The organism is Ornithinimicrobium sp. (genome assembly GCF_051004135.1).
Lineage (GTDB): Bacteria > Actinomycetota > Actinomycetes > Actinomycetales > Dermatophilaceae > Ornithinicoccus.
On sequence record NZ_JBPCKQ010000144.1, the window covers coordinates 1 to 18,873 of the forward strand.

24 protein-coding genes are annotated in these 18,873 nt (G+C 71.6%); 9 read left to right on the forward strand and 15 right to left on the reverse strand.

The window, feature by feature from the left end; all coding sequences use genetic code 11:
* The 12 genes from ACR2FV_RS09430 to ACR2FV_RS09485 form a co-directional block, all read right to left on the reverse strand.
* Window positions 1–656 (reverse strand): nucleoside phosphorylase (locus ACR2FV_RS09430; RefSeq protein ID WP_434015437.1); only part of this gene is annotated, 656 nt, incomplete at its 3' end.
* A gap of 258 nt (window positions 657–914) precedes the next feature.
* Window positions 915–1,118 carry a hypothetical protein gene (locus ACR2FV_RS09435; RefSeq protein WP_434015438.1) on the reverse strand — a complete coding sequence of 68 codons (204 nt, stop codon included), beginning with the start codon at window positions 1,116–1,118 and terminating at the stop codon, window positions 915–917.
* A 41-nt stretch (window positions 1,119–1,159) separates the two neighbouring features.
* Window positions 1,160–2,083, reverse strand: a complete 924-nt coding sequence (locus ACR2FV_RS09440; protein ID WP_434015439.1) for an MFS transporter — start codon at window positions 2,081–2,083, stop codon at window positions 1,160–1,162.
* A gap of 157 nt (window positions 2,084–2,240) precedes the next feature.
* Complete coding sequence (locus ACR2FV_RS09445) at window positions 2,241–2,741, reverse strand: GNAT family N-acetyltransferase (RefSeq protein ID WP_434015440.1); 501 nt, start codon at window positions 2,739–2,741, stop codon at window positions 2,241–2,243.
* Window positions 2,738–3,013 carry a DUF1778 domain-containing protein gene (locus tag ACR2FV_RS09450; RefSeq protein WP_434015441.1) on the reverse strand — a complete coding sequence of 92 codons (276 nt, stop codon included), beginning with the start codon at window positions 3,011–3,013 and terminating at the stop codon, window positions 2,738–2,740. Before ACR2FV_RS09450 ends, ACR2FV_RS09445 begins: the two co-directional genes overlap by 4 nt.
* A gap of 62 nt (window positions 3,014–3,075) precedes the next feature.
* On the reverse strand, window positions 3,076–3,492 hold the full coding sequence (locus ACR2FV_RS09455; RefSeq protein WP_434015442.1) for a type II toxin-antitoxin system VapC family toxin: 417 nt from the start codon (window positions 3,490–3,492) through the stop codon (window positions 3,076–3,078).
* Window positions 3,489–3,707 carry a hypothetical protein gene (locus ACR2FV_RS09460; protein WP_434015443.1) on the reverse strand — a complete coding sequence of 73 codons (219 nt, stop codon included), beginning with the start codon at window positions 3,705–3,707 and terminating at the stop codon, window positions 3,489–3,491. Before ACR2FV_RS09460 ends, ACR2FV_RS09455 begins: the two co-directional genes overlap by 4 nt.
* Window positions 3,708–3,849: 142 nt before the next feature.
* Entirely contained in the window at window positions 3,850–4,254 is a 405-nt protein-coding gene (locus tag ACR2FV_RS09465) for a type II toxin-antitoxin system VapC family toxin (RefSeq protein ID WP_434015444.1), read from the reverse strand.
* Window positions 4,255–4,348: 94 nt separating this feature from the next.
* Entirely contained in the window at window positions 4,349–5,020 is a 672-nt protein-coding gene (locus ACR2FV_RS09470; protein ID WP_434015445.1) for an IMPACT family protein, read from the reverse strand.
* Window positions 5,007–5,429 (reverse strand): DUF2177 family protein, encoded by a 423-nt coding sequence (locus ACR2FV_RS09475; protein ID WP_434015446.1) that lies wholly within the window; start codon window positions 5,427–5,429, stop codon window positions 5,007–5,009. The genes ACR2FV_RS09470 and ACR2FV_RS09475 overlap by 14 nt, the downstream gene beginning before the upstream one ends.
* A gap of 58 nt (window positions 5,430–5,487) precedes the next feature.
* Window positions 5,488–5,790, reverse strand: a complete 303-nt coding sequence (locus tag ACR2FV_RS09480) for a hypothetical protein (RefSeq protein ID WP_434015447.1) — start codon at window positions 5,788–5,790, stop codon at window positions 5,488–5,490.
* Window positions 5,787–5,975 (reverse strand): hypothetical protein, encoded by a 189-nt coding sequence (locus ACR2FV_RS09485; RefSeq protein ID WP_434015448.1) that lies wholly within the window; start codon window positions 5,973–5,975, stop codon window positions 5,787–5,789. The genes ACR2FV_RS09480 and ACR2FV_RS09485 overlap by 4 nt, the downstream gene beginning before the upstream one ends.
* 96 nt (window positions 5,976–6,071) lie before the next feature.
* Between ACR2FV_RS09485 and ACR2FV_RS09490 the strand changes: the two genes are divergently transcribed.
* From ACR2FV_RS09490 to aroB, 9 genes are all read left to right on the forward strand, one after another.
* Window positions 6,072–7,373 carry a replication-associated recombination protein A gene (locus ACR2FV_RS09490; protein WP_434015459.1) on the forward strand — a complete coding sequence of 434 codons (1,302 nt, stop codon included), beginning with the start codon at window positions 6,072–6,074 and terminating at the stop codon, window positions 7,371–7,373.
* A gap of 66 nt (window positions 7,374–7,439) precedes the next feature.
* On the forward strand, window positions 7,440–10,124 hold the full coding sequence (gene alaS, locus ACR2FV_RS09495; protein ID WP_434015449.1) for an alanine--tRNA ligase: 2,685 nt from the start codon (window positions 7,440–7,442) through the stop codon (window positions 10,122–10,124).
* 38 nt (window positions 10,125–10,162) lie between these two features.
* Complete coding sequence (gene ruvX / locus ACR2FV_RS09500; protein WP_434015460.1) at window positions 10,163–10,708, forward strand: Holliday junction resolvase RuvX; 546 nt, start codon at window positions 10,163–10,165, stop codon at window positions 10,706–10,708.
* A complete protein-coding gene (mltG, locus tag ACR2FV_RS09505; protein WP_434015450.1) occupies window positions 10,705–11,922 on the forward strand; it encodes an endolytic transglycosylase MltG in 1,218 nt (405 codons plus the stop codon). The genes ruvX and mltG overlap by 4 nt, the downstream gene beginning before the upstream one ends.
* Window positions 11,873–12,769: a shikimate dehydrogenase gene (locus ACR2FV_RS09510; protein WP_434015451.1), complete on the forward strand. Its 897-nt coding sequence runs from the start codon at window positions 11,873–11,875 to the stop codon at window positions 12,767–12,769. Before mltG ends, ACR2FV_RS09510 begins: the two co-directional genes overlap by 50 nt.
* Window positions 12,766–13,521 carry a prepilin peptidase gene (locus tag ACR2FV_RS09515; RefSeq protein WP_434015452.1) on the forward strand — a complete coding sequence of 252 codons (756 nt, stop codon included), beginning with the start codon at window positions 12,766–12,768 and terminating at the stop codon, window positions 13,519–13,521. Before ACR2FV_RS09510 ends, ACR2FV_RS09515 begins: the two co-directional genes overlap by 4 nt.
* Window positions 13,522–13,569: 48 nt before the next feature.
* The gene (aroC, locus tag ACR2FV_RS09520) at window positions 13,570–14,823 is read left to right on the forward strand and encodes a chorismate synthase (RefSeq protein WP_434015453.1); all 1,254 of its coding nucleotides are present in this window, start codon (window positions 13,570–13,572) and stop codon (window positions 14,821–14,823) included.
* Window positions 14,816–15,346 (forward strand): shikimate kinase, encoded by a 531-nt coding sequence (locus ACR2FV_RS09525; RefSeq protein WP_434015454.1) that lies wholly within the window; start codon window positions 14,816–14,818, stop codon window positions 15,344–15,346. Before aroC ends, ACR2FV_RS09525 begins: the two co-directional genes overlap by 8 nt.
* Complete coding sequence (gene aroB / locus ACR2FV_RS09530; RefSeq protein ID WP_434015455.1) at window positions 15,339–16,415, forward strand: 3-dehydroquinate synthase; 1,077 nt, start codon at window positions 15,339–15,341, stop codon at window positions 16,413–16,415. Before ACR2FV_RS09525 ends, aroB begins: the two co-directional genes overlap by 8 nt.
* 191 nt (window positions 16,416–16,606) lie before the next feature.
* Here aroB and galK read toward each other — a convergent pair whose 3' ends face one another.
* The 3 genes from galK to ACR2FV_RS09545 all read right to left on the reverse strand — a co-directional run.
* Window positions 16,607–17,803 carry a galactokinase gene (gene galK, locus ACR2FV_RS09535; protein ID WP_434015456.1) on the reverse strand — a complete coding sequence of 399 codons (1,197 nt, stop codon included), beginning with the start codon at window positions 17,801–17,803 and terminating at the stop codon, window positions 16,607–16,609.
* A gap of 37 nt (window positions 17,804–17,840) precedes the next feature.
* Window positions 17,841–18,662 carry a DeoR/GlpR family DNA-binding transcription regulator gene (locus tag ACR2FV_RS09540; protein ID WP_434015457.1) on the reverse strand — a complete coding sequence of 274 codons (822 nt, stop codon included), beginning with the start codon at window positions 18,660–18,662 and terminating at the stop codon, window positions 17,841–17,843.
* Window positions 18,659–18,873, reverse strand: a 215-nt coding sequence (locus ACR2FV_RS09545; RefSeq protein WP_434015458.1) for a Beta-galactosidase C-terminal domain, incomplete at its 5' end; no start/stop codon positions are given. The genes ACR2FV_RS09545 and ACR2FV_RS09540, both read right to left, overlap by 4 nt.

Sequence of the window (18,873 nt, forward strand, 5' to 3'; positions counted from 1 at the left end):
GCGGTGGCGTAGGCGTAGAGCGCGGCGGCTTCCATCTCCACGCATACGACTTCCTGAGCGGCAGCGACGTCGATCGCCCGGGCGGTTTCTCGGTAGGGGGCATCGGTGGTCCAGGACGATCCGAGCAGGACCGGTTCGGCCAGCTGGTCGAATGCGCCGTCCAGGCGGGCCAGTAACTGCTCGTCCAGGTGCGACCAGCGGGCTGGGGGGACGTAATGACTGCTCGTGCCCTCATCGCGCAGGGCGCGGGTGATGAGGACGAAGCACGGTGTGCCAGCGACGGGAGAGACCTGTCCGGCTGAGGTGATGCTCACGACCAGCTTGGCCCCGGACTCGGCCATCTGCTCGGCGACGAGGACCGCGAAAGGAGCACCTACGGCCATCCCGACCAACCCGACCTCGACGCCGTCAAGATCAACGATCCACATGTCGGTGTGGTAGCACGCCCAACCCGCATGAAGGCGGCCGCGCCCGGTGGCGGCTAGGTAGCGGACGATGTCGCCGTCGGGATCGAGAACGCAGACCGCGGGAACCGACACGTCGGCGAGGTCCTTTTGGCGCCGCGCTTCCCGAAGCAGGTTCGCCGGTGTGAACAGAGACGCCGATTCGAAGTCTTTCGCTACCAGGAGCGGATACTCGTCGGGAAAATGGGTCATGGGCACATCACAGCATCCCGCGTTCAACACCCCAACCCCGACTGGGCTCGTGGTCGGTGGCCGGGTCGACGCAGGGGCCATCAGGCGCAGAACACCTCGCAGCAGCCGTGGCCCCCGCGGCCCACGACCCGCGCCCGGATCTCGGCGAGGCATTCGGCTAGGTAGCGCGGACGGCTTGCGGCGAGTCGGCTGGCGAAGCGAGGGACCTGCGAGCCGTCGCCGGTCGCGGATCGACGCACGGAGCGGACTGGTGGATTGTCATTCGACCGTTGGATCTGCGTAGGCCGCGGGCATCACGGCCTTCCGGAACGGTGAGAGGGTGAGGACAAGGGCCGCTGCCACGAGCCCCGCGATGCCGACGGCGATGACCGGGCGGTTGCCGAACGTCGCTGCCGCCAGCCCAGCCAGCGGTGCCGACACGGCGATCGAGCCCCAGTTGATGGGCCGGATCGTCGCGTTCATCCGGGCACGCAGCCGATCGGGGGTGACAGCGTTCCGGTAGCTCAGCTCGAGCGGCCCTTGAGTCCCGCGCCCAGCCCGTAGACCAGCTGTCCTACGATCAGCAAGGCGGCGGCGGTGCCGCCGCGTGGGGCGAGCAGGAGGAACAGGAACGCCAGTGGGTTCAACCACTCGGCGACTACGCAGACGGTGCCCAGGCCGAACCGCTCGGCGGCTCGTGGCGCCAGTCCGGCGCCGATCACCCCGCTCACTCCCGCGCACGAGAGCACGAGGCCGACCGTGAGCGCGCCCAGACCGAGTTGCTCGGTCGCGTGGAAGACGAAGACGGTCATGATCGCGGAGTTGAAGAAGAACCACAGGTGCAGCGACACCGCGTTCGGGGCGAGAGTGCGGTGGCGGTACACCCAGGATGCCCCGGTTTGCAGCTCACGCCCCAGGTGCCGGTCCGGCTGCCGCTCAGGTGTGGGCTCCTCGACCCGGATCGTGATCAGGAGCACGGCGGAGGCGGCCTTGCTGACGGCGTTGAACAGGATGGCGACGGGGGCGGACAGCAATTTGACGAGCGCGCCGGCCAGAAGCGGGCAGATAGGACTGGTGGCGGCGTGGTAGAACATCGACGCCGCCCCGACGAGGGCGACCAGCCCGGCCAGCACCGGGACCGTCAGCAGTCCGGCCAGGGCGAGGGCCCCGATCGCTCCGGTAGCAAGGGCGGTGACGGTGTCGGCGGCGATCAGGACCGGCCGACGGCGCACTCGGTCGATGAGCACTCCGGCGAGCATCCCGATCGCCAGGGCCGGCATCCACTGCGCCGATCGCACGAACCCGATCGCTGCCTGGTCCGCGTCGAGGGTTTCAATCAGGAGCAGCTGCAGGGCCAGGCCGAAGGTGAACGTGCCTACCCACGAGATCGTGCCTGCTAGCCACAGACGCACGAACGCGGGATACGCCAACATCTCCCGCTCCCGCACGAGTGAAGTCAACCAGACCCGAGCTGCGAGCTCCCGTGCCGCCTGAGTAAGCACACTCGCACTCTCGGCGCTACCGCTGGGAATCGGCTTGCGAGACGTCGTGGGCTGCAGCCTGATGGTGCCCTGCTCGCATCTGGTGACGCCAAGCGCGGGAGGGTCAACGCCCGACTGCGGAGCGGGCGTCCTTCATCAGCAGTAGCAGGTGTAGCGGGTCCGTAGGTGACGGTTCGAAGTTGAAGTGGGCGTAGAAGGCGCGGGCGGTGTCGTTGAGCGCATGCACGAGCAGCGCTCGGACGCCAATAACCTCGGATGCCTCGACCGAGCGCAGGATGGCGTCGCGTAGCAGGTTCTTGCCCAGCCCGGAGCTCTGCTCCTTGCGGTCCACTGCGAGCCGGGCTAGCAGGATCACCGGCACTGGATCGGGTATATTGCGCCGCACCTTCCCGGCGACGTCCTGCTGCTGGATGCTGGCCGAGGCGAGGGCGTAGTAGCCGACGACCCGGGAGTCGCGCCCGGTGACGAAGCAGCGTGGGGCTCCCTGGACGTGGTTAACAAGGGCCCGTTTGCGCAGGTATTCGTCGAGACTGCGCTCGCCGCTGTCGAAGCCGCTGGTGTCGTCGTCCTCGGCGATCGGGCGGGGCAGGCTGTACCTGCTCACCCCTCGGTGAAGACAGACGGTTCGGTGAACAGCTTCTCCAGCCGTGGCTTGTGGCTGACCGGGCGGTTCAGCACCGCGAGGAACTCGCTCCACGCGGCATCGTCGATCGCGAACACGCGTCGATCTGCCAGCACGTCGACGGCGTGGCTCAGCGTCGCAGCGACGGTGAACTCGGTGATGTTGGTGCCCTCCACCTCGGCGGCATGCCGGATGAGCGCGTCCTGGTCCGAGGACAGGCGCACGGCGATCCGGGAGTCCTTGACGACAGTCATGTACCCATTGTGTGCCTAGTACGCGTACACCCCAACTCGACCTACCAGCCGGTTGCGGATCGTCAGTGACACCCGCTGGGCGGCTGGGGTGCCCCGCCTGGTGCGACGGTGACGTGGCGCTGGCGCGCAGCCTTGGCCAAGTCGTCATCGAAGGTGGCCAGGGTGGAGGCTGTGCTCAGGGCGATGTCCAGCGCGCAACAGTCGGGCAGTTTCAGTCCAGAACTGGCCCGCAGGTTCGCCAATCGCAGTGGCGCATCGTTGGGCCGATCAGCGACGCGGAGACCGACCGCTTCGAGGTCGGCAAGCATCTCTTGACCGCGGCCGGCCTTCACACCGCCCACGAGCACTTCGGCGAGATTCAACGAGTGGATGACCATGTCCTCAGCTGCCGACCCACGCAGATACTCTTCTGCGGCCTTGTGGTGCGGGTCGTGCGGGCTCAGGTGCGCGATCACCACGCTGGCATCCAGGGTGATCACTGGGGCCAGTCCTGACGCAGCCCGGCGAGGTAATCGCCGCTGAAGGCGTCGGCGTACTTGCCGCTGCTGGCGTCGATGGCCTCGACTCGGCTGCGGACCTCCTCGCTCAGTCCCTGCTCCAAGACGGCACCCCCGGCGTGCAGCAGGCGCAGCAGCAGTTTGGGACGTGAGTCACCGGGCCACCGCCGCGCGGCGATATCCAATGCATGCGCCACGGCGGCAGTCTCAGTGATCTGATGGCGTGGTCGGGTGGTTGGCACCCCAAAAGTGTACCACTGCGAATTCGGTGGTACACCTGGGTGACTCGGTGTCGCGCTGGATCATCCCCTGGCGGCAGCGCTTACGCCCGAAGTGAACTCAGGAGAGTGAAAGGGCGAGGCGGACCTCGCAGCGGAGGGCCGGGATGCGGGCGAGGCGAGCGTCAGCGGTCACGAGTGCGCAGCCGAAGGTCTCGGCGACGGCGAGGTAGGCGGCGTCATAGCCAGAGACGGTGCTGCGCAGCTCCCACATGCGCATCAGCAGGGGTGCTTCGCGGTCGGCGCGGGCCTGGTCGAGCGCTTCGATGGCCTGGGCGGTCGACAGCCGTGTGCCATCGCGTCGGGCGTCGAAGCGCTCCAGGAGCGCCTGGTTGGTCGATCGACGTGCTTCGTCGGTGACCAACGTCAAGAGGAAGGCCTGCAGCGACCGCCCACGGGCCAGTACTTGTCGAATGTCGTCGGGAACGTCGCGGATATGCAGAGCCACCGTGCATGCATTTGACATGCGTTCGCCACTCCCAGCAAGAGAGCTCGACGAGACTCACCTGTGGCGGGCGCGAAGTGGGGTGCGTAAGGACCGTGGGCGCTCAGAGAAGGGATCACGGCGGCGCCACAGTCACCGGGCGGTCCAGCCAGCGGGTGCCTGCAGGGGTCAGCTCACCGGCCCCAGCGGTGGCCTCGGCGGTCACCGCGGCCAGCTCGTCGCGCTCACCCGCGGGGGCACCGAGGCGGATCCGCGCCTGCTCGGCATACTCGGTGTGCATGACGTGAACCCCGCGCCCTCGCAGGTCGTTCTCGATCCGGCCGGCGTGGGCATGGCTGACCGCGAGCCAGTGCTCCTCGACCAGGATCCGCCGCACCCGAGGTATGTCGTGCAGCGCCGCCCGGACCGCGCCGCCGTAGGCGCGGATCAGGCCGCCCGAGCCGAGCAGGGTGCCGCCGAACCAGCGAGTCACGACGGCGACCACGTCGCTGACCTCGGCGCCGCGCAGCACGTCGAGCATCGGGGCGCCCGCCGTGCCGGCCGGCTCGCCGTCGTCGCTGGAGCGCTCCGGCGACCTATCGGGCCCCAGCACCATCGCCGAGCAGTGGTGCCCGGCGTCCGCGTGACCTGAGCGGACTGCGGCGATCACCTCGCGGGCCTGTTCCTCCGTCTCCACGCGGCGCAGCGTGCATCGGAAGCGCGAGCGTCTGGCCTCGACCTCGGCGGTGGTGTCGCGGCCGATCGTCAGGTAGGCGGTGCGCACCCTGCGCCGGTCAGCTGCGCTCACTCGCACTGCCGCCGTCCCACCGGACCAGCGCCGCCCGCGCTGCCAGCACGGTTGCCGTGGACACCACCGCGCCCCAGGCCAGGTCGGACAGGGCGACGGCGGCGTTGAACGGCTCGAGCACCGCCCAGCCGGTCAGGGCGTACGTGCCGTAGGCGACGACACCGAAGAATGCGGCATCACGTGCGGCGAGCGCTACGCCCGCGTGACGCCTGGGCAGGGTGACGAAGTGGGTGAGACCCAGCAGGTAGATGACGTAGAACGCCAGGGCAGGGGCCAGCAGGAACGTCTCGCGGACCACCGCTCCGAGCTCGGCGCGGTAGAGCGGTCCGGCGACCTGGGTGATCCACAGCGCGTCGAGCACCCCCAGCACTACGGCGGAGACGGCGACGGCGATCGCCCAGGGACGCATGGCACGCAGCCTACGTCCGGCCGGCGACACGTCCGTGGACCGCCCCAGGATCCGCTGGCTACCCAGGGGTGGACGGTGCCCGCAGCGGGCGGCTGCGCTCAGCGGACAGGGCAGCGATCTGCTCGGCGTCGCGCCGGTCATCGAGGTCGACCACCTGGGCCTCGAGCGGGTGCAGCGCAGGTGGCGCCGTCGTCCACAGCCAGGACCAGTGCGCGCCATTGTCCAGAGCCACTGCCCGCGCGGCGACCTCGGACAGGTGGTCGGGCACCGACAGCGAGCACACCCCGAGCCACTGCGGCACCCCAGCCACCACGGCTTGGCGCAGCAGGCTCTCGACGGAGTCGGGCCGGCCCAGACTCACCAGGCGTGTCGTCGCGGCATCCACCGGTGCCGTCGCTCGATCAGCAGGGCACCCTCCAGCTCCCACGCCGCACCCGAGAGGTGGTGCGGGACGGCATACCGGACCCACGGGTCATCGCCGCTGGCCTCCAGCAGCCGGGCGTGCGACCGGACCGCCAGCTCGGGAAGTGGGGCCGAGTCGCGCACCGGGCTAGCCTGCCAGACGTGACCGACGAGCCCGACCTGTTCGCCGCGGGAGCCGACCGCTCGTCTCCCGACCTGCGCCCGCCGCTGGCGGTGCGGATGCGTCCGCGCAGCCTGGGGGAGGTGCGCGGCCAGGGCGACGTGCTGCGCCCGGGCAGTCCGCTGCGCCGTCTGATCGAGGGCGGATCGGGCACCGCCGGCCCGGTCTCGGCCATCCTGTGGGGACCGCCGGGCACCGGCAAGACCACCCTGGCCCACCTCGCGGCGCAGGCCGCCGACCGGCGCTTCGTCGAGCTGTCCGCGGTCACCGCGGGGGTCAAGGACGTGCGAGCGGTGATGGAGGGGGCCACCCGGGAGCGCGACCTGCACGGCCGGGCCACCGTGCTCTTCCTCGACGAGATCCACCGCTTCACCAAGGCCCAGCAGGACGCGCTGCTGCCGGGTGTGGAGAACCGGCTGGTCATTCTGGTTGCCGCCACGACGGAGAACCCGTCGTTCAGCATCATCGCACCGCTGCTGTCCCGTTCGCTGCTGGTCACCCTGGCCCCCCTCGCCGACGACGACCTGGGCGAGCTGGTCGACCGGGCGATCGCCGAGGACAGGGGCCTGGACGGCGAGGTCACGCTGGCCCCGGAGGCCCGGTCGGCGATCGTGCGGCTGGCCGGCGGCGACGCCCGGCGGGCGCTGACCACCCTCGAGGCGGCCACCGGGGTCGCCCTCGACGAGCAGCCACCTGGCTCGGCCGACACGCCCACCATCACGACGGCATACGTCGAGCAGGCCGTGGCCCACGCCGTGGTGCGCTACGACCGCGCCGGCGACCAGCACTACGACGTGGCCAGCGCCTTCATCAAGTCGATGCGCGGCAGCGACGTCGACGCTGCGCTGCACTACCTGGCCCGGCAGCTCGAAGCGGGGGAGGACCCCCGCTTCATCGCGCGGCGGGTCGTGATCAGCGCCAGCGAGGACGTGGGCATGGCCGACCCCACCGCCCTGCAGACCGCGGTCGCGGCGCTGCACGCAGTCGCCCAGATCGGTATGCCGGAGGCCCGGATCGTGCTCGCGCAGGCCGTGGTGCACAACACCCTCGCCCCGAAGTCCAACGCCGCATACACGGGCATCAACGAGGCGATCGCCGACATCCGCGCCGGTCACGGCGGTCCCGTCCCGGCCCAGCTGCGCGGCACAGGGTATGCCGGTGCCGCCCGGCTGGGGCACGGCGAGGGATACCGATACAGCCACGACGAGAGTGACGGCGTCGGGGCCCAGCAGTACCTGCCCGACGACCTCGCAGGAGCCGACTACTACCGCCCGACCGACCGCGGCTGGGAGGAGCGACTCGGGCCCCGGTGGGAGCAGCTGCGCCGGATCGTCCGGGGCCAGCAGCGCCCCGGACGATAGAGTGCTCGGTGCGCTCGTCCCCATCGAGTCGCACGAGCCCCCACCGAACCCACCCGATGAGGAGTCATGCAGACCGCGGAGATCCGGCGACGCTGGCTGAGCCACTTCGAGAGCAGGGGACACGCGGTGGTCCCCAGCGCCTCGCTGGTCAGCGACGACCCGACGCTGCTGTTCACCGTGGCCGGGATGGTGCCGTTCATCCCCTACCTGACCGGCCAGCAGACCCCGCCGTGGAAGCGCGCAACCTCCGTGCAGAAGTGCGTGCGGACCCTGGACATCGAGGAGGTCGGCAAGACCACCCGGCACGGCACGTTCTTCCAGATGAACGGCAACTTCTCCTTCGGAGACTACTTCAAGGAGGGCGCGGTCCAGCTGGCCTGGGACCTGATCACCGGGTCGCAGGACGACGGGGGCTACGGCTTCGACCCCGACAAGGTCTGGGTCACGGTGCTCGACGGCGACGAAGAGGCCGCGCAGATCTGGGAGCGGGTGGCGGGACTCCCACCGGAGCGGATCCAGCGCCGCGGCCCGGCCGACAACTACTGGAGCACCGGCGTCCCCGGCCCCGGCGGACCGTGCAGCGAGATCTACATCGACCGCGGGCCCGCCTACGGACCCGAGGGCGGGCCGGTCGTCGACGAGGACCGCTACCTGGAGATCTGGAACCTGGTCTTCATGCAGGAGGAGTTGTCCGCGGTCCGCTCCAAGACCGACTTCGACGTGGCCGGGGAGCTGCCCAGCAAGAACATCGACACCGGCATGGGGCTGGAGCGGGTGGCCTACCTGCTGCAGGGAGTCGACAACCTCTACGAGATCGATGAGGTCTATCCGGTCATCGAGGCGGCCGAGGAGCTGTCCGGGCGCCGCTACGGGGCCGATGAGCAGGACGACGTGCGCTTCCGCGTCGTCGCCGACCACGTGCGCTCGGCACTGATGCTGATCGGCGACGGGGTGACGCCGGCCAACGAGGGCCGTGGCTACGTGCTGCGTCGGCTGCTGCGGCGCGCCGTGCGCTCGATGCGGCTGCTCGGGGTCACCGGGTCATCGCTGCCCACGCTGCTGCCGGTCAGCAGGGACGTGATGGCCACGTCCTACCCCGAGCTCGCCTCCGACTGGTCCCGGATCAGCCAGGTGGCGTATGCCGAGGAGCAGGCCTTCGCACGCACCCTCGCCAGCGGCACGACCCTGCTCGACACGGCGGTCGGACAGGCCAAGGGCACCGGCTCTGCCACGCTCGGCGGCGCCGAGGCGTTCGCGTTGCACGACACCTACGGCTTCCCGATCGACCTGACCCTGGAGATGGCTGCCGAGCAAGGCCTGGAGGTCGACGAGGCCGGCTTCCGGCGACTGATGGGCGAGCAGCGCGGCCGGGCCAAGGCCGACGCGCGCGCCAAGAAGTCCTCGCACGGTGACACCACGGCATACCGCGGCATCGCCGACACCCTCGGTCGGGCGGTACAGTTCACCGGCTACGACGAGGTCGTCTCCGAGGGCAGCGTCGTGGGTGTGCTGGTTGACGGCGCGGCCGTGCGGACCGCGGGCCCCGGCGACCAGATCGAGCTCGTCCTGGACCGCACCCCCTTCTACGCCGAGGGCGGTGGTCAGCTCGCCGACGGCGGCACCATTCGGCTGGCCGGTGGCGCCGTGCTGACCGTGCACGACGTGCAGTCGCCCATCACCGGGCTGATCGCGCACTGGGCGCAGGTCGTCTCCGGCGAGGTCAGCACGGGCGAGCAGGCGCACAGCGAGGTCGACATCGCCCGTCGCCGCTCGATCTCCCGCGCCCACACCGCCACCCACATGGTGCACAAGGCGATCCGCGAGGCGCTGGGCGACACCGCGACCCAGGCCGGGTCGGAGAACGCGCCGGGCCGGTTCCGGTTCGACTTCAACGCCCAGTCCGCGCTGCCACCCTCGGTGGTGACGGATGTGGAGGCGCGGGTCAACGCCCTGCTGATGGACGACCTGCCGGTGCGGGCCGAGGTGATGACGCAATCGCAGGCGCGCGACGCCGGGGCGATGGCGCTGTTCGGGGAGAAGTACGGCGACCAGGTCCGGGTGGTCTCGGTCGGCGACTGGGCCAGCGAGCTGTGCGGCGGCACGCACGCCCAGCGCTCCGGCCAGCTCGGGCTGGTCAAGCTGCTCGGCGAGAGCTCGATCGGCGCCGGGGTACGCCGGGTCGAGGCGCTGGTCGGCACCGACGCCTACGACTTCCTGGCCCGCGAGCACGCCGTCGTCGGTCAGCTCACGGAGGCCCTCAAGGTGCGCCCGGAGGAGCTGCCCGAGCGGGTGCACGGCATTCTGACGCGACTGAAGGACGCCGAGCGGGAGATCGCGGCCGCCCGCCAGCAGCAGGTGCTGGGGGCCGCCGCCGCGCTGGTGGACCAGGCCCGCGACGTCTATGGCGTGACCTACCTGGCCCACGAGGCGGGTGAGGGAGTCGGCGGCGACGACCTACGCCGGCTGGTCACCGACCTGCGCGCGCGGCTGGGGCAGGACCGGCCCAGCGTGGTCGCCGCGACAGGCGCAGCGAAGGGCCGCCCGGCGGTCGTCGTGGCCACCAACGAGCTGGCCCGGTCGTGGGGGATCTTCGCCGGCGACCTGGTCAAGGTCGCCGCCCAGGCACTCGGCGGCGGGGGCGGTGGCAAGCCCGACCTGGCTCAGGGCGGCGGCACCGACCCGGGGCAGAGCGCCGTCGCCTTGCAACGGGTCGAGCATGCGGTGGGCGAGCGCGCAACCCGAGGCGCATGAGCCCGATGAGGAACGGACACCCGGCACCGGACCCGACGATGGACGAGCAGCGGTCGGCGCACCAGGGCCCCGTGCGGCCGGGTGTGCGGCTGGGGGTCGATGTGGGCGAGGTCCGGGTCGGCCTGGCGGCCAGCGATCCAGCGGGTCTGCTGGCGGTCCCGGTGGAGACCGTGCGACGAGAGGCTGGCCGCACAGCCGACCTGGACCGGCTGGCCGCAGTGGCAGCGGAGCGGCAGGTGCTGGAGATCATCGTGGGCCTGCCGCGCACCCTCGCGGGGGTCGAAGGGGTGGCCGCACAACGAGCCCGCGACTACGCTCGTGAACTGCACCGACGGCTGGGAGGCATGCCGGTGCGGTTGTGGGATGAACGGCTGAGCACGGTCGACGCCCATCGCACACTGCGTGACTCCGGTGTCCCGGGGCGGGCGCAGCGGGCGAGGGTCGACCAGGCGGCTGCCGTGCTGATCCTGCAGTCGGCGCTGGACGCCGAACGTCTCACCGGGCGTCCGCCCGGCAGGGCCCTGGGGGAACGCAAGCCCCGGACCCGCAGGTCCGGCCCATCGGACGAAGGACGGAAGGCATGAGCAGGATCTCCGACGACGAGCGCTATGACGGCGCCCACTACGACGACGCCTACGACGATCACCTGCACGACGACCCGTACGACGACGGTCATGGACCGGGCGGCGGTCTGCTGCCGGGCGAGCCGGAGCAGGTGCATCACCGGCCGTCCCCGGGTCGGCGACGCCCCCCGCACGTGCGGTGGGGTGCGCTGCTCGGTGCGCTGGTCGTGGTCGTGGTCGGCGGTTACCTCGCGGTGCAGGTGCTCGCCGGCCTGGTGCCCTCGTTCAGCTTCGGCTCCGATGCACCCGAGGACTACGAGGGTTCCGGCAGTGGTGAGGTGAGCGTCGAGATCCCCGATGGAGCTGGTGGCGCAGAGATCGGTCGGGTGCTGGCCGAGGCCGATGTCGTCGCCTCAGCAGAGGCTTTCACCAGCCTCGCGATCGCCGACGACCGCTCGGCGACGATCCAGCCCGGGACCTACCGGATGGCTGAGCAGATGAGTGCCGCCAGTGCTTTGGAGCGGCTCCTCGAGCCGGACTCCCGGGTGGTCACGGGGGTCACCATCCGGGAGGGGCTGTGGAAGGAGGAGGTCTTTGCGCTGCTCGCCGAGGGCACCGACAACGCCGCCGCCGACTACGAGTCCGTGGACCCTGCCACGCTCGGGCTGCCTGAGGCGGCCGGGGGTGATGTGGAGGGCTACCTGTTCCCCGACACCTACTCCTTCGGTCCGGATAGCACCCCCCAGCAGCACCTGCAGAAGATGGTGGATCTGGGCAAGCAGCGCTACGCCGAGCTCGGGCTCGAGGGCGAGGAGCTGGAGCGGACGCTGATCGATGCCAGTCTGATCCAGGCCGAGGCGGCCTTCTCCGACGACCTGCCCAAGGTGGCCCGGGTCATCGAGAACCGGCTCGAGGAGGAGATGCCGCTGGGCTTCGACTCCACCATCCACTTCATGTTCAAGGAGCGCGGACGGGCCGGCACGACCGACGAGCAGCGGGCCACCGAGAGCCCGTACAACACCTATCTCAACACCGGCCTGCCACCGGGGCCGATCAACAGCCCCGGGGTGGCGGCGATCGAGGCGGCCATGGACCCCGCCGACGGTCCCTGGACCTACTTCGTCACGGTGAATCCGAGCACCGGGGAGACCAAGTTCGCCACGACCTTCGAGGAGCATGAGCAGAATGTCGCCGAGTTCCAGCAGTGGTGCCGGGACAACCCCGACGGGTGCTGAGACCAAAGCCCCGGTGCACGCCGGGGTGATCGGGTCCCCGATCGCCCACTCGCTGTCCCCCACCCTGCACCGCGCTGCGTATGCCGCGCTCGGGCTGACCGGGTGGCAGTACCACCGGGAGGAGGTGCGCAGCGGAGAGCTCACGGCATACCTGGCCGCCCGACCGCCGGACTGGGTGGGCCTGTCCGTGACGATGCCCGGCAAGGAGGAGGCCCTGGCCGCGGCCGACGCCGTGTCCGACGTGGCCGGGCTGACCGGGGCCGCCAACACTCTGGTCCGCACGGATGCCGGCTGGGCGGGCGACAACACCGACGTCCAGGGCATTCGGCGTGCCTTCACCGAGGCCGGGGTCCTGCCCGGGCAGGCGTCGCGCGGGTTGGTCTTCGGATCGGGGGCCACGGCCCGCTCGGCTCTCGTGGCCCTGCGGGGCCTGGGGGTGAGCGACGTCCAGCTGGTCGTGCGCGACCAGGCCCGTCCGGCCACCCTGGAGCTGGCCAGGCCACTCGGGCTGAGGGTGCGGGTCGTGCGGCTCGACGACCCCCTGCGACCGGGCTCGGCCGACCTGGCCATCAGCACCGTGCCCGCGCTCGATCCGGACTCGGCCGGTCCGGTGCCGCCCGCCTGGCGGGGTGCGCAGGGGTGCGCCGCAACGCTCGACGTGGTCTATCGGCCCTGGCCCACGCCCTTTGCCCGCGAGGTGGCAGCGTCGGGCACCCGAGTGATCGGCGGACTCGAGATGCTGGTGCACCAGGCGGCCGCCCAGGTGGAGCTGATGACGGGGTGCGTCGCACCGGTGACCGCGATGAGAGCCGGCCTAAAAGGTCTGTCCGCGGAGCCCGTCCCGTGACATGGCAGGTGGTGGCGGTCGTGGTCGGGCTGCTCGGTGTGGCCGTGGGGGTGCCGGTCGGGCGCTGGCTGCGCCAGGGCACCTACCGCAAGCCCGACGAGGAGGCCATGGCGCTGCCCGGCACCCGGTGGTGGGTTGCCCCGGCGCTGGGCGTGGTCTGGGCGGCGCTGACCTGGCGGCTGCTGGCTGCTGCGCCCGCCACCGGCGCGGGACCGGTGCTGGATCCGGGCGTGAGTCCGGGGTCGCACGGGCCGGCCCAGTTCCTGGCCTGGGTGACGCTGCTGGCGGTGGCCGTGGCCTGCGTGTGCCTGGCCGCGATGGACCTGGACGTGCACCGGCTGCCCGACCGGGTCATGTGGCCGACGCTGGGCCTCCTCGGTGCCGGGCTGGCCCTGGCTGCGTTGGCCAGCGGCGAGTGGCAGGTGCTGGGGCGGTTCCTGCTGGCGGGTTTCGCGTGCGGGGTCGGCTACCTGGCGCTGGCGCTGCTGTCGCTGGCCCGGGGCTCGCTGGCGCTGGGTCTCGGCGACGTCAAGCTCGCCGTGGTCCTGGGCGCTGCGCTCGGGTGGTTCGGCTGGCAGAGCGTGGTCCTGGGCATGTATGCGGGGTTCCTCGTGGGCGGTCTGATCGCCCTTGTCCTGCTGGCCACCCGGAGGATCGGGCTGCGGGGCGACCTGGCCTACGGGCCGCCGATGATGATCGGCGCCCTGATCGGCGTGCTGCTGGCCCCGGACAGCCTCAGCGCGATGTTTTGAGCGGATGCGCCGTGCCGAGCGGCTGCATCGTTCTGAGAGGATGCGCCCATGTTGCGTTGGCTGACCGCGGGCGAGTCGCACGGACCAGCTCTCACGGCGGTGCTGGAGGGGCTGCCGGCCGGCGTCCGGGTCGAGCGTGACCGGGTCGCCGGAGCGCTGGCCCGGCGGCGCCTGGGTTACGGCCGGGGAGCTCGGATGTCGTTCGAGGCTGACCGGCTCGAGTTCCTGGGTGGGCTGCGGCACGGCTTGAGCCTGGGATCCCCGGTCGCGCTGCAGATCGCCAACTCCGAGTGGGCCAAGTGGGAGTCGGTGATGAGCCCGGAGCCGGTCCCCGAGGTCGACCTGGCTCGGTCCGACGACGTCGGCGCCCCCCAGGAGCTGGCCCGCAACAAGGCGCTGACCCGTCCCCGACCCGGTCACGCCGACCTGGTGGGCATGCAGAAGTACGCCTTCACCGAGGCCCGGCCGGTGCTGGAGCGCGCCTCTGCCCGGGAGACCGCGGCTCGGGTCGCCCTGGGTGCCGTGGCCGCGGCCATGCTGGAGCAGACCTGCGGGGTCCGGCTGGTCAGCCACACCGTGGCCATCGGCACCGCGGGGGTTCCGGCGGTGCAGGACGACGCCCCGGCGCTGGAGGACCTGCCCGGCCCCGACGACGTCGAGCGCTTGGACGCCGACCCGCTGCGCTGCCTGGACCCGGCGCTGTCCGCGGCGATGGTGGCCGAGGTCGACGCGGCCAAGAAGGACGGTGACACCCTCGGGGGTGTCGTCGAGGTGCTGGCCTGGGGACTGCCCCCCGGCCTGGGCTCACACGTGCACTGGGACCGGCGGCTGGACTCCCGGCTCGCTGGAGCGCTGATGGGCATCCAGGCGATCAAGGGGGTCGAGGTCGGCGAGGGCTTCCGCACCGCGGCCCGGCGCGGCAGCCTGGCCCACGACGAGATCGAGCGGGACGACACCGGGGCGGTCCGGCGCACCACATTGCGCTCCGGCGGCACCGAGGGTGGGATGAGCACCGGCGGCGTGCTGCGCGTCCGGGCCGCGATGAAGCCGATCTCCACCGTGCCCCGGGCGCTACGCACGATCGACACCGCCACCGGCGAGCAGGCCACCGCGATCCACCAGCGCTCCGACGTGTGCGCCGTGCCGGCCTCGGGCGTCGTCGCCGAGGCGATGGTCGCGCTGGTCCTTGCTGACGCGGTGCTGGAGAAGTTCGGCGGTGACAGCGTCGCGGAGGTCGCCCGCAACGTGCAGGGCTACCTCGGCGCCATCCCAGACAGTATGCGGAGCGCCGCCCATGGCTGAGGTCCCCGTCCTGGTGGTGGTGGGTCCCCCGGGATCGGGCAAGACCACCATCGGCACCCACGTGGCGACGGCTCTGGAGGTGCCGTTCCACGACACCGACCAGGCCGTGGAGGTCGCGGCCGGACGCAGCACCAGTGACATCTTCGTGCAGGACGGCGAGGCGGCCTTCCGGGCGCTGGAACGCTCGGAGGTGCTGCGGGCGCTGCAGCAGGAAGCGGGGGCCGTCGTCTCCCTCGGCGGCGGCGCCGTGCTCGACGCCGACGTGCGCGCCGCGCTGACCGCATACGACGTGGTCTTCCTCGACGTCGGCATCGCCGACGCGGCGGGCAGGGTCGGCTTCGATGCCTCCCGCCCGCTGCTGGTGGTCAACCCCCGCGCCTCCTGGCAGCGGCTGATGACCGCGCGGCGACCGCTCTACGAGGAGGTGGCCACCTGGCGGGTGGACACCGCCGGTCGCTCACCGCAGGAGGTCGCCGACGCCGTGCTGGCGCTGCTGGAAGCACCGGAGTCCGCCGGTGAGTGAGCTGTGGACCGTCCGGGTCCACGGCCCTGCGCCCTACCCCGTCCATGTGGGGCCCGGCGCGCTGGGCCGGCTGCGTGACGAGCTCCGGCCGGAGCGCCGCGTGCTGATCGTGCACCAGCCCGGGCGCGAGCAGCTGGTCACCGCGGTCGAAGCCGTGGTGCGCGAGAGCGGGGCGCAAGCGTGGAGCGCCCCGGTCCCGGACGCCGAGGCGGCCAAGGAGGTGGGCGTGCTCGCGGCCCTGTGGCAGCAGATGGGGATCGCCGGCTTCACCCGGGACGACCTGGTGGTCGGGGTCGGGGGAGGGGCGGTCACCGACCTGGCCGGCTTCGCGGCGGCGACCTGGCTGCGCGGAGTCGACGTCGTGCAGCTGCCGACGTCGCTGCTCGGAGTCGTGGACGCCGCGGTCGGCGGCAAGACCGGTCTCAACACCGCGGAGGGCAAGAACCTGGTCGGAGCCTTCCACCCGCCGCGTGCCGTGCTGTGCGACCCTGCCTGGCTGGTCACGATGCCGCGGGGAGAGTATGTCGCCGGCCTGGCCGAGGTGATCAAGGCCGGGCTGATCGCCGACCCCGTCATCCTGGATCTGCTCCGCGCCGACACCGCCGCCGCGACCCGCGCCGACGCCCCGGTGGCCCTGGAGCTGATCGCCCGTGCCGTGCAGGTCAAGGCCGACGTGGTCGCCGCCGACCTGCGCGAGGCATCGCTGCGCGAGATCCTCAACTACGGCCACACGTTCGCCCACGCCATCGAGCAGGTGGAGCACTACACCTGGCGGCACGGTGACGCCGTCGCCGTGGGACTCGTCTACGCCGCGGAGCTGGGGCAGCGTGCCGGACGCACGCCAACCGACCTGGTCGCCCTCACCCGGGAGATGCTGGGATCCGTGGGCCTGCCCACGACATACGGCGGGGGCACCTGGGAGGACCTGCGGGCGGCGATGGGCCGGGACAAGAAGGCGCGGGGCGCGACCCTGCGCTTCGTGGTGCTCGACGGCCTCGCCCGGCCTGGTCGGTTGGAGGGTCCGAGCGAGCAGCTGCTGCGTCAGGCCTTCGACGCCGTGCAGCCCTAATCCCTACCCCTTCGCACCCTGCTCTTCCCGCACCAGCTGCACCTGCACCCCACACATTCCTCTGCGCACGTTTCGTCAAACCTGCACAATTTGAGACGCCCTGCGGGTTTGTGGCTCGGATCGCGATTGTGCAGGTTTGACGGAACGCCCAGTAGGTCGCGGCGCCGGGTGGCCTCGTGCGGGCGGGGCACTCAGGCCATGCGGGCTGCAGCGCCGCTGGCCTGCACGGGCAGCATCCCCGGCGTGGCGAATCCGGCGGCCGCGAAGGCACCGGTGATCGCTGCGGCCACCGCGGGCCGGTCGCCCGGCCGGCACAGCACGACGGCCGACCCGCCGAACCCGCCACCGGTCATCCGCGCGCCCGGCGCGCCGGCCGCCACGGCGGCTTCGACGACAAGGTCGAGCTCCGGGGTGGAGATGACGAAGTCGTCGCGCATCGAGGCGTGTGACTCCAGCAGAGTCGGCCCGGCCTCCAGTAGCCGTCCTTCCCGCAGGTGGCTGACCACCGCACCGACCCGCTGCACCTCGGTCACCACGTGCCGGACGACGCCACGCAGCTCGTCGTCCGACAGCCGCGGCAGCAGCCCCGGCAGCTGCGTCACGTCGAGACCGGCCAGCCTGGGCACGTCCAGCTCCTGTGCGGCGCGCTCGCAGGCCGCGCGCCGGCCGCCGTACTGACCGTCGGTCAGCTCGTGGTGGCCTCGCGTGTCTACGACGAGGAGCTCGCCGACATGGGGCACGGGCACCTGCTCGGCGTCGAAGGTGGTGCAGTCCAGCAGCAGGGCGTGACCCGCAAGGGCTCGCAGCACCACGGCCTGGTCCATGCCACCGGTGGGGGCTCCGGCGAAGTCGTTCTCGGCCCGGACGCAGATGGCGGCCAGCTCCCGGCGGGCGTCGTCGCCGCTCACACCAGACCCGGACAGCTGTGCCGCGGCGAGGGCCACGGCGCAGGTCAATGCCGCCGAGGACGAGAGTCCACCGCCGACCGGGACGCGGCCGTCCACCAACAGGTTCAGACCGGACAGCGGGCGACCGGCCTCGCGCGCCGCCCACAGCACGCCGGCGGCATACCCGCACCATCCGGTGGGCCGACCCGGGCGCAGTTCGGCGAGTGAGCCCTCCCAGGTCGCCGCGTCCTGGCGGGAGGCCATCCGGATCCGGCCGTCCGAGCGGGGGGAGGCCGCCACCAGGGTGCGGTGGTCGATGGCCAGTGGCAACACCGGTCCGCCGTTGTAGTCCAGGTGCTCACCGATGAGGTTGACCCGGCCGGGTGCGGACCAGATACCCTCGGGCTCGGTGTCGAAGGCGGCGGTGAAGGCCTGCTGCGCGTCGGCACGATGGTCTCGCGAATCACCGGCGTCCACCCAGTCCGGCGCTGCGGTGCTCATCTTCCTCCTCCGGCCAGGAGCGTGGTCGACGTCGGCGTCATGCGGGGTCGCCCTGCAGACCAGCGGTGCGGTCCGGGCCCAGGGGCGCGATCACGAGCTGACCCCCCTGCGACCGGATCATGGCATGGTCGTCCTCGGGCAGTCCGGCGTCACTGACCAGGATGTCGACATCGTCCAGCGGGGCGATCGTGGCCAGGCCGATCAGCCGAAGCTTGGTGTGATCGGCGACGACCACGGTGGCAGCGGCGGCGCCGATGAGGGCACGGTTGGTGGCGGCCTCAGCCATGTTGGGGCTGGTGCACCCCGTGCGCTCGCTGAACCCGTGCACGCCGAGGAAGAACTGATCGACGTGCAGATCGCGCAGAGCGGTGTTGGCCACCGGACCGACCAGTGCGTCCGACGGAGTGCGCGAGCCACCGGTGAGAATGACGATCCGGTCGTGCCGTTCCGGGTCGTGCAGCGCCTCGGCCACCGGGATGGAGTTGGTGACCACGGTGAGTCCGTCCACCTCACGCAGCTCCTGCGCAAGCGCCAAGGTGGTGGTCCCGGCGGAGAGGGCCACCGAGGACCCGACGGGCACGAGGTCCGCGGCTGCCCGTGCGATCGCCAGCTTCTCCGCCTGCTGCTCGCCCAGCTTGGTGTGGAAGGAGGGCTCGTGACTGGAATGCGGAGCATCGGCCAACGTGGCACCGCCGTGCACTCGGATCAGCAGACCGCGGTCGGCCAGCTGGGCGATGTCGCGGCGGATGGTCATGTCGGAGACGCCGAGCACGTCCACCAGCTCGGTGACCCGTACCCCTCCGTCGCGGCGCACCTGGTCGAGGATCTCGCGTTGCCGTTGCCGCGCCAGAGCGCTCATGGACCGGCCCATCTGTATGTCGTGGTCTCCCTGATCACGGCGACCCCACCGGGCGGGAGATGGAGCGGATGCTCCGGACCGCAGGTGCGCCCGCTGACCAGGTCGGTGCCCTCCGCAGAGACCTCGTGGCCTTGCCCTGAGTGGTCGATGACGAACACCCAGGAGGCGCCCTCGCCCACGCGACGCACGGCATCCACGCCCTGGGATAGGC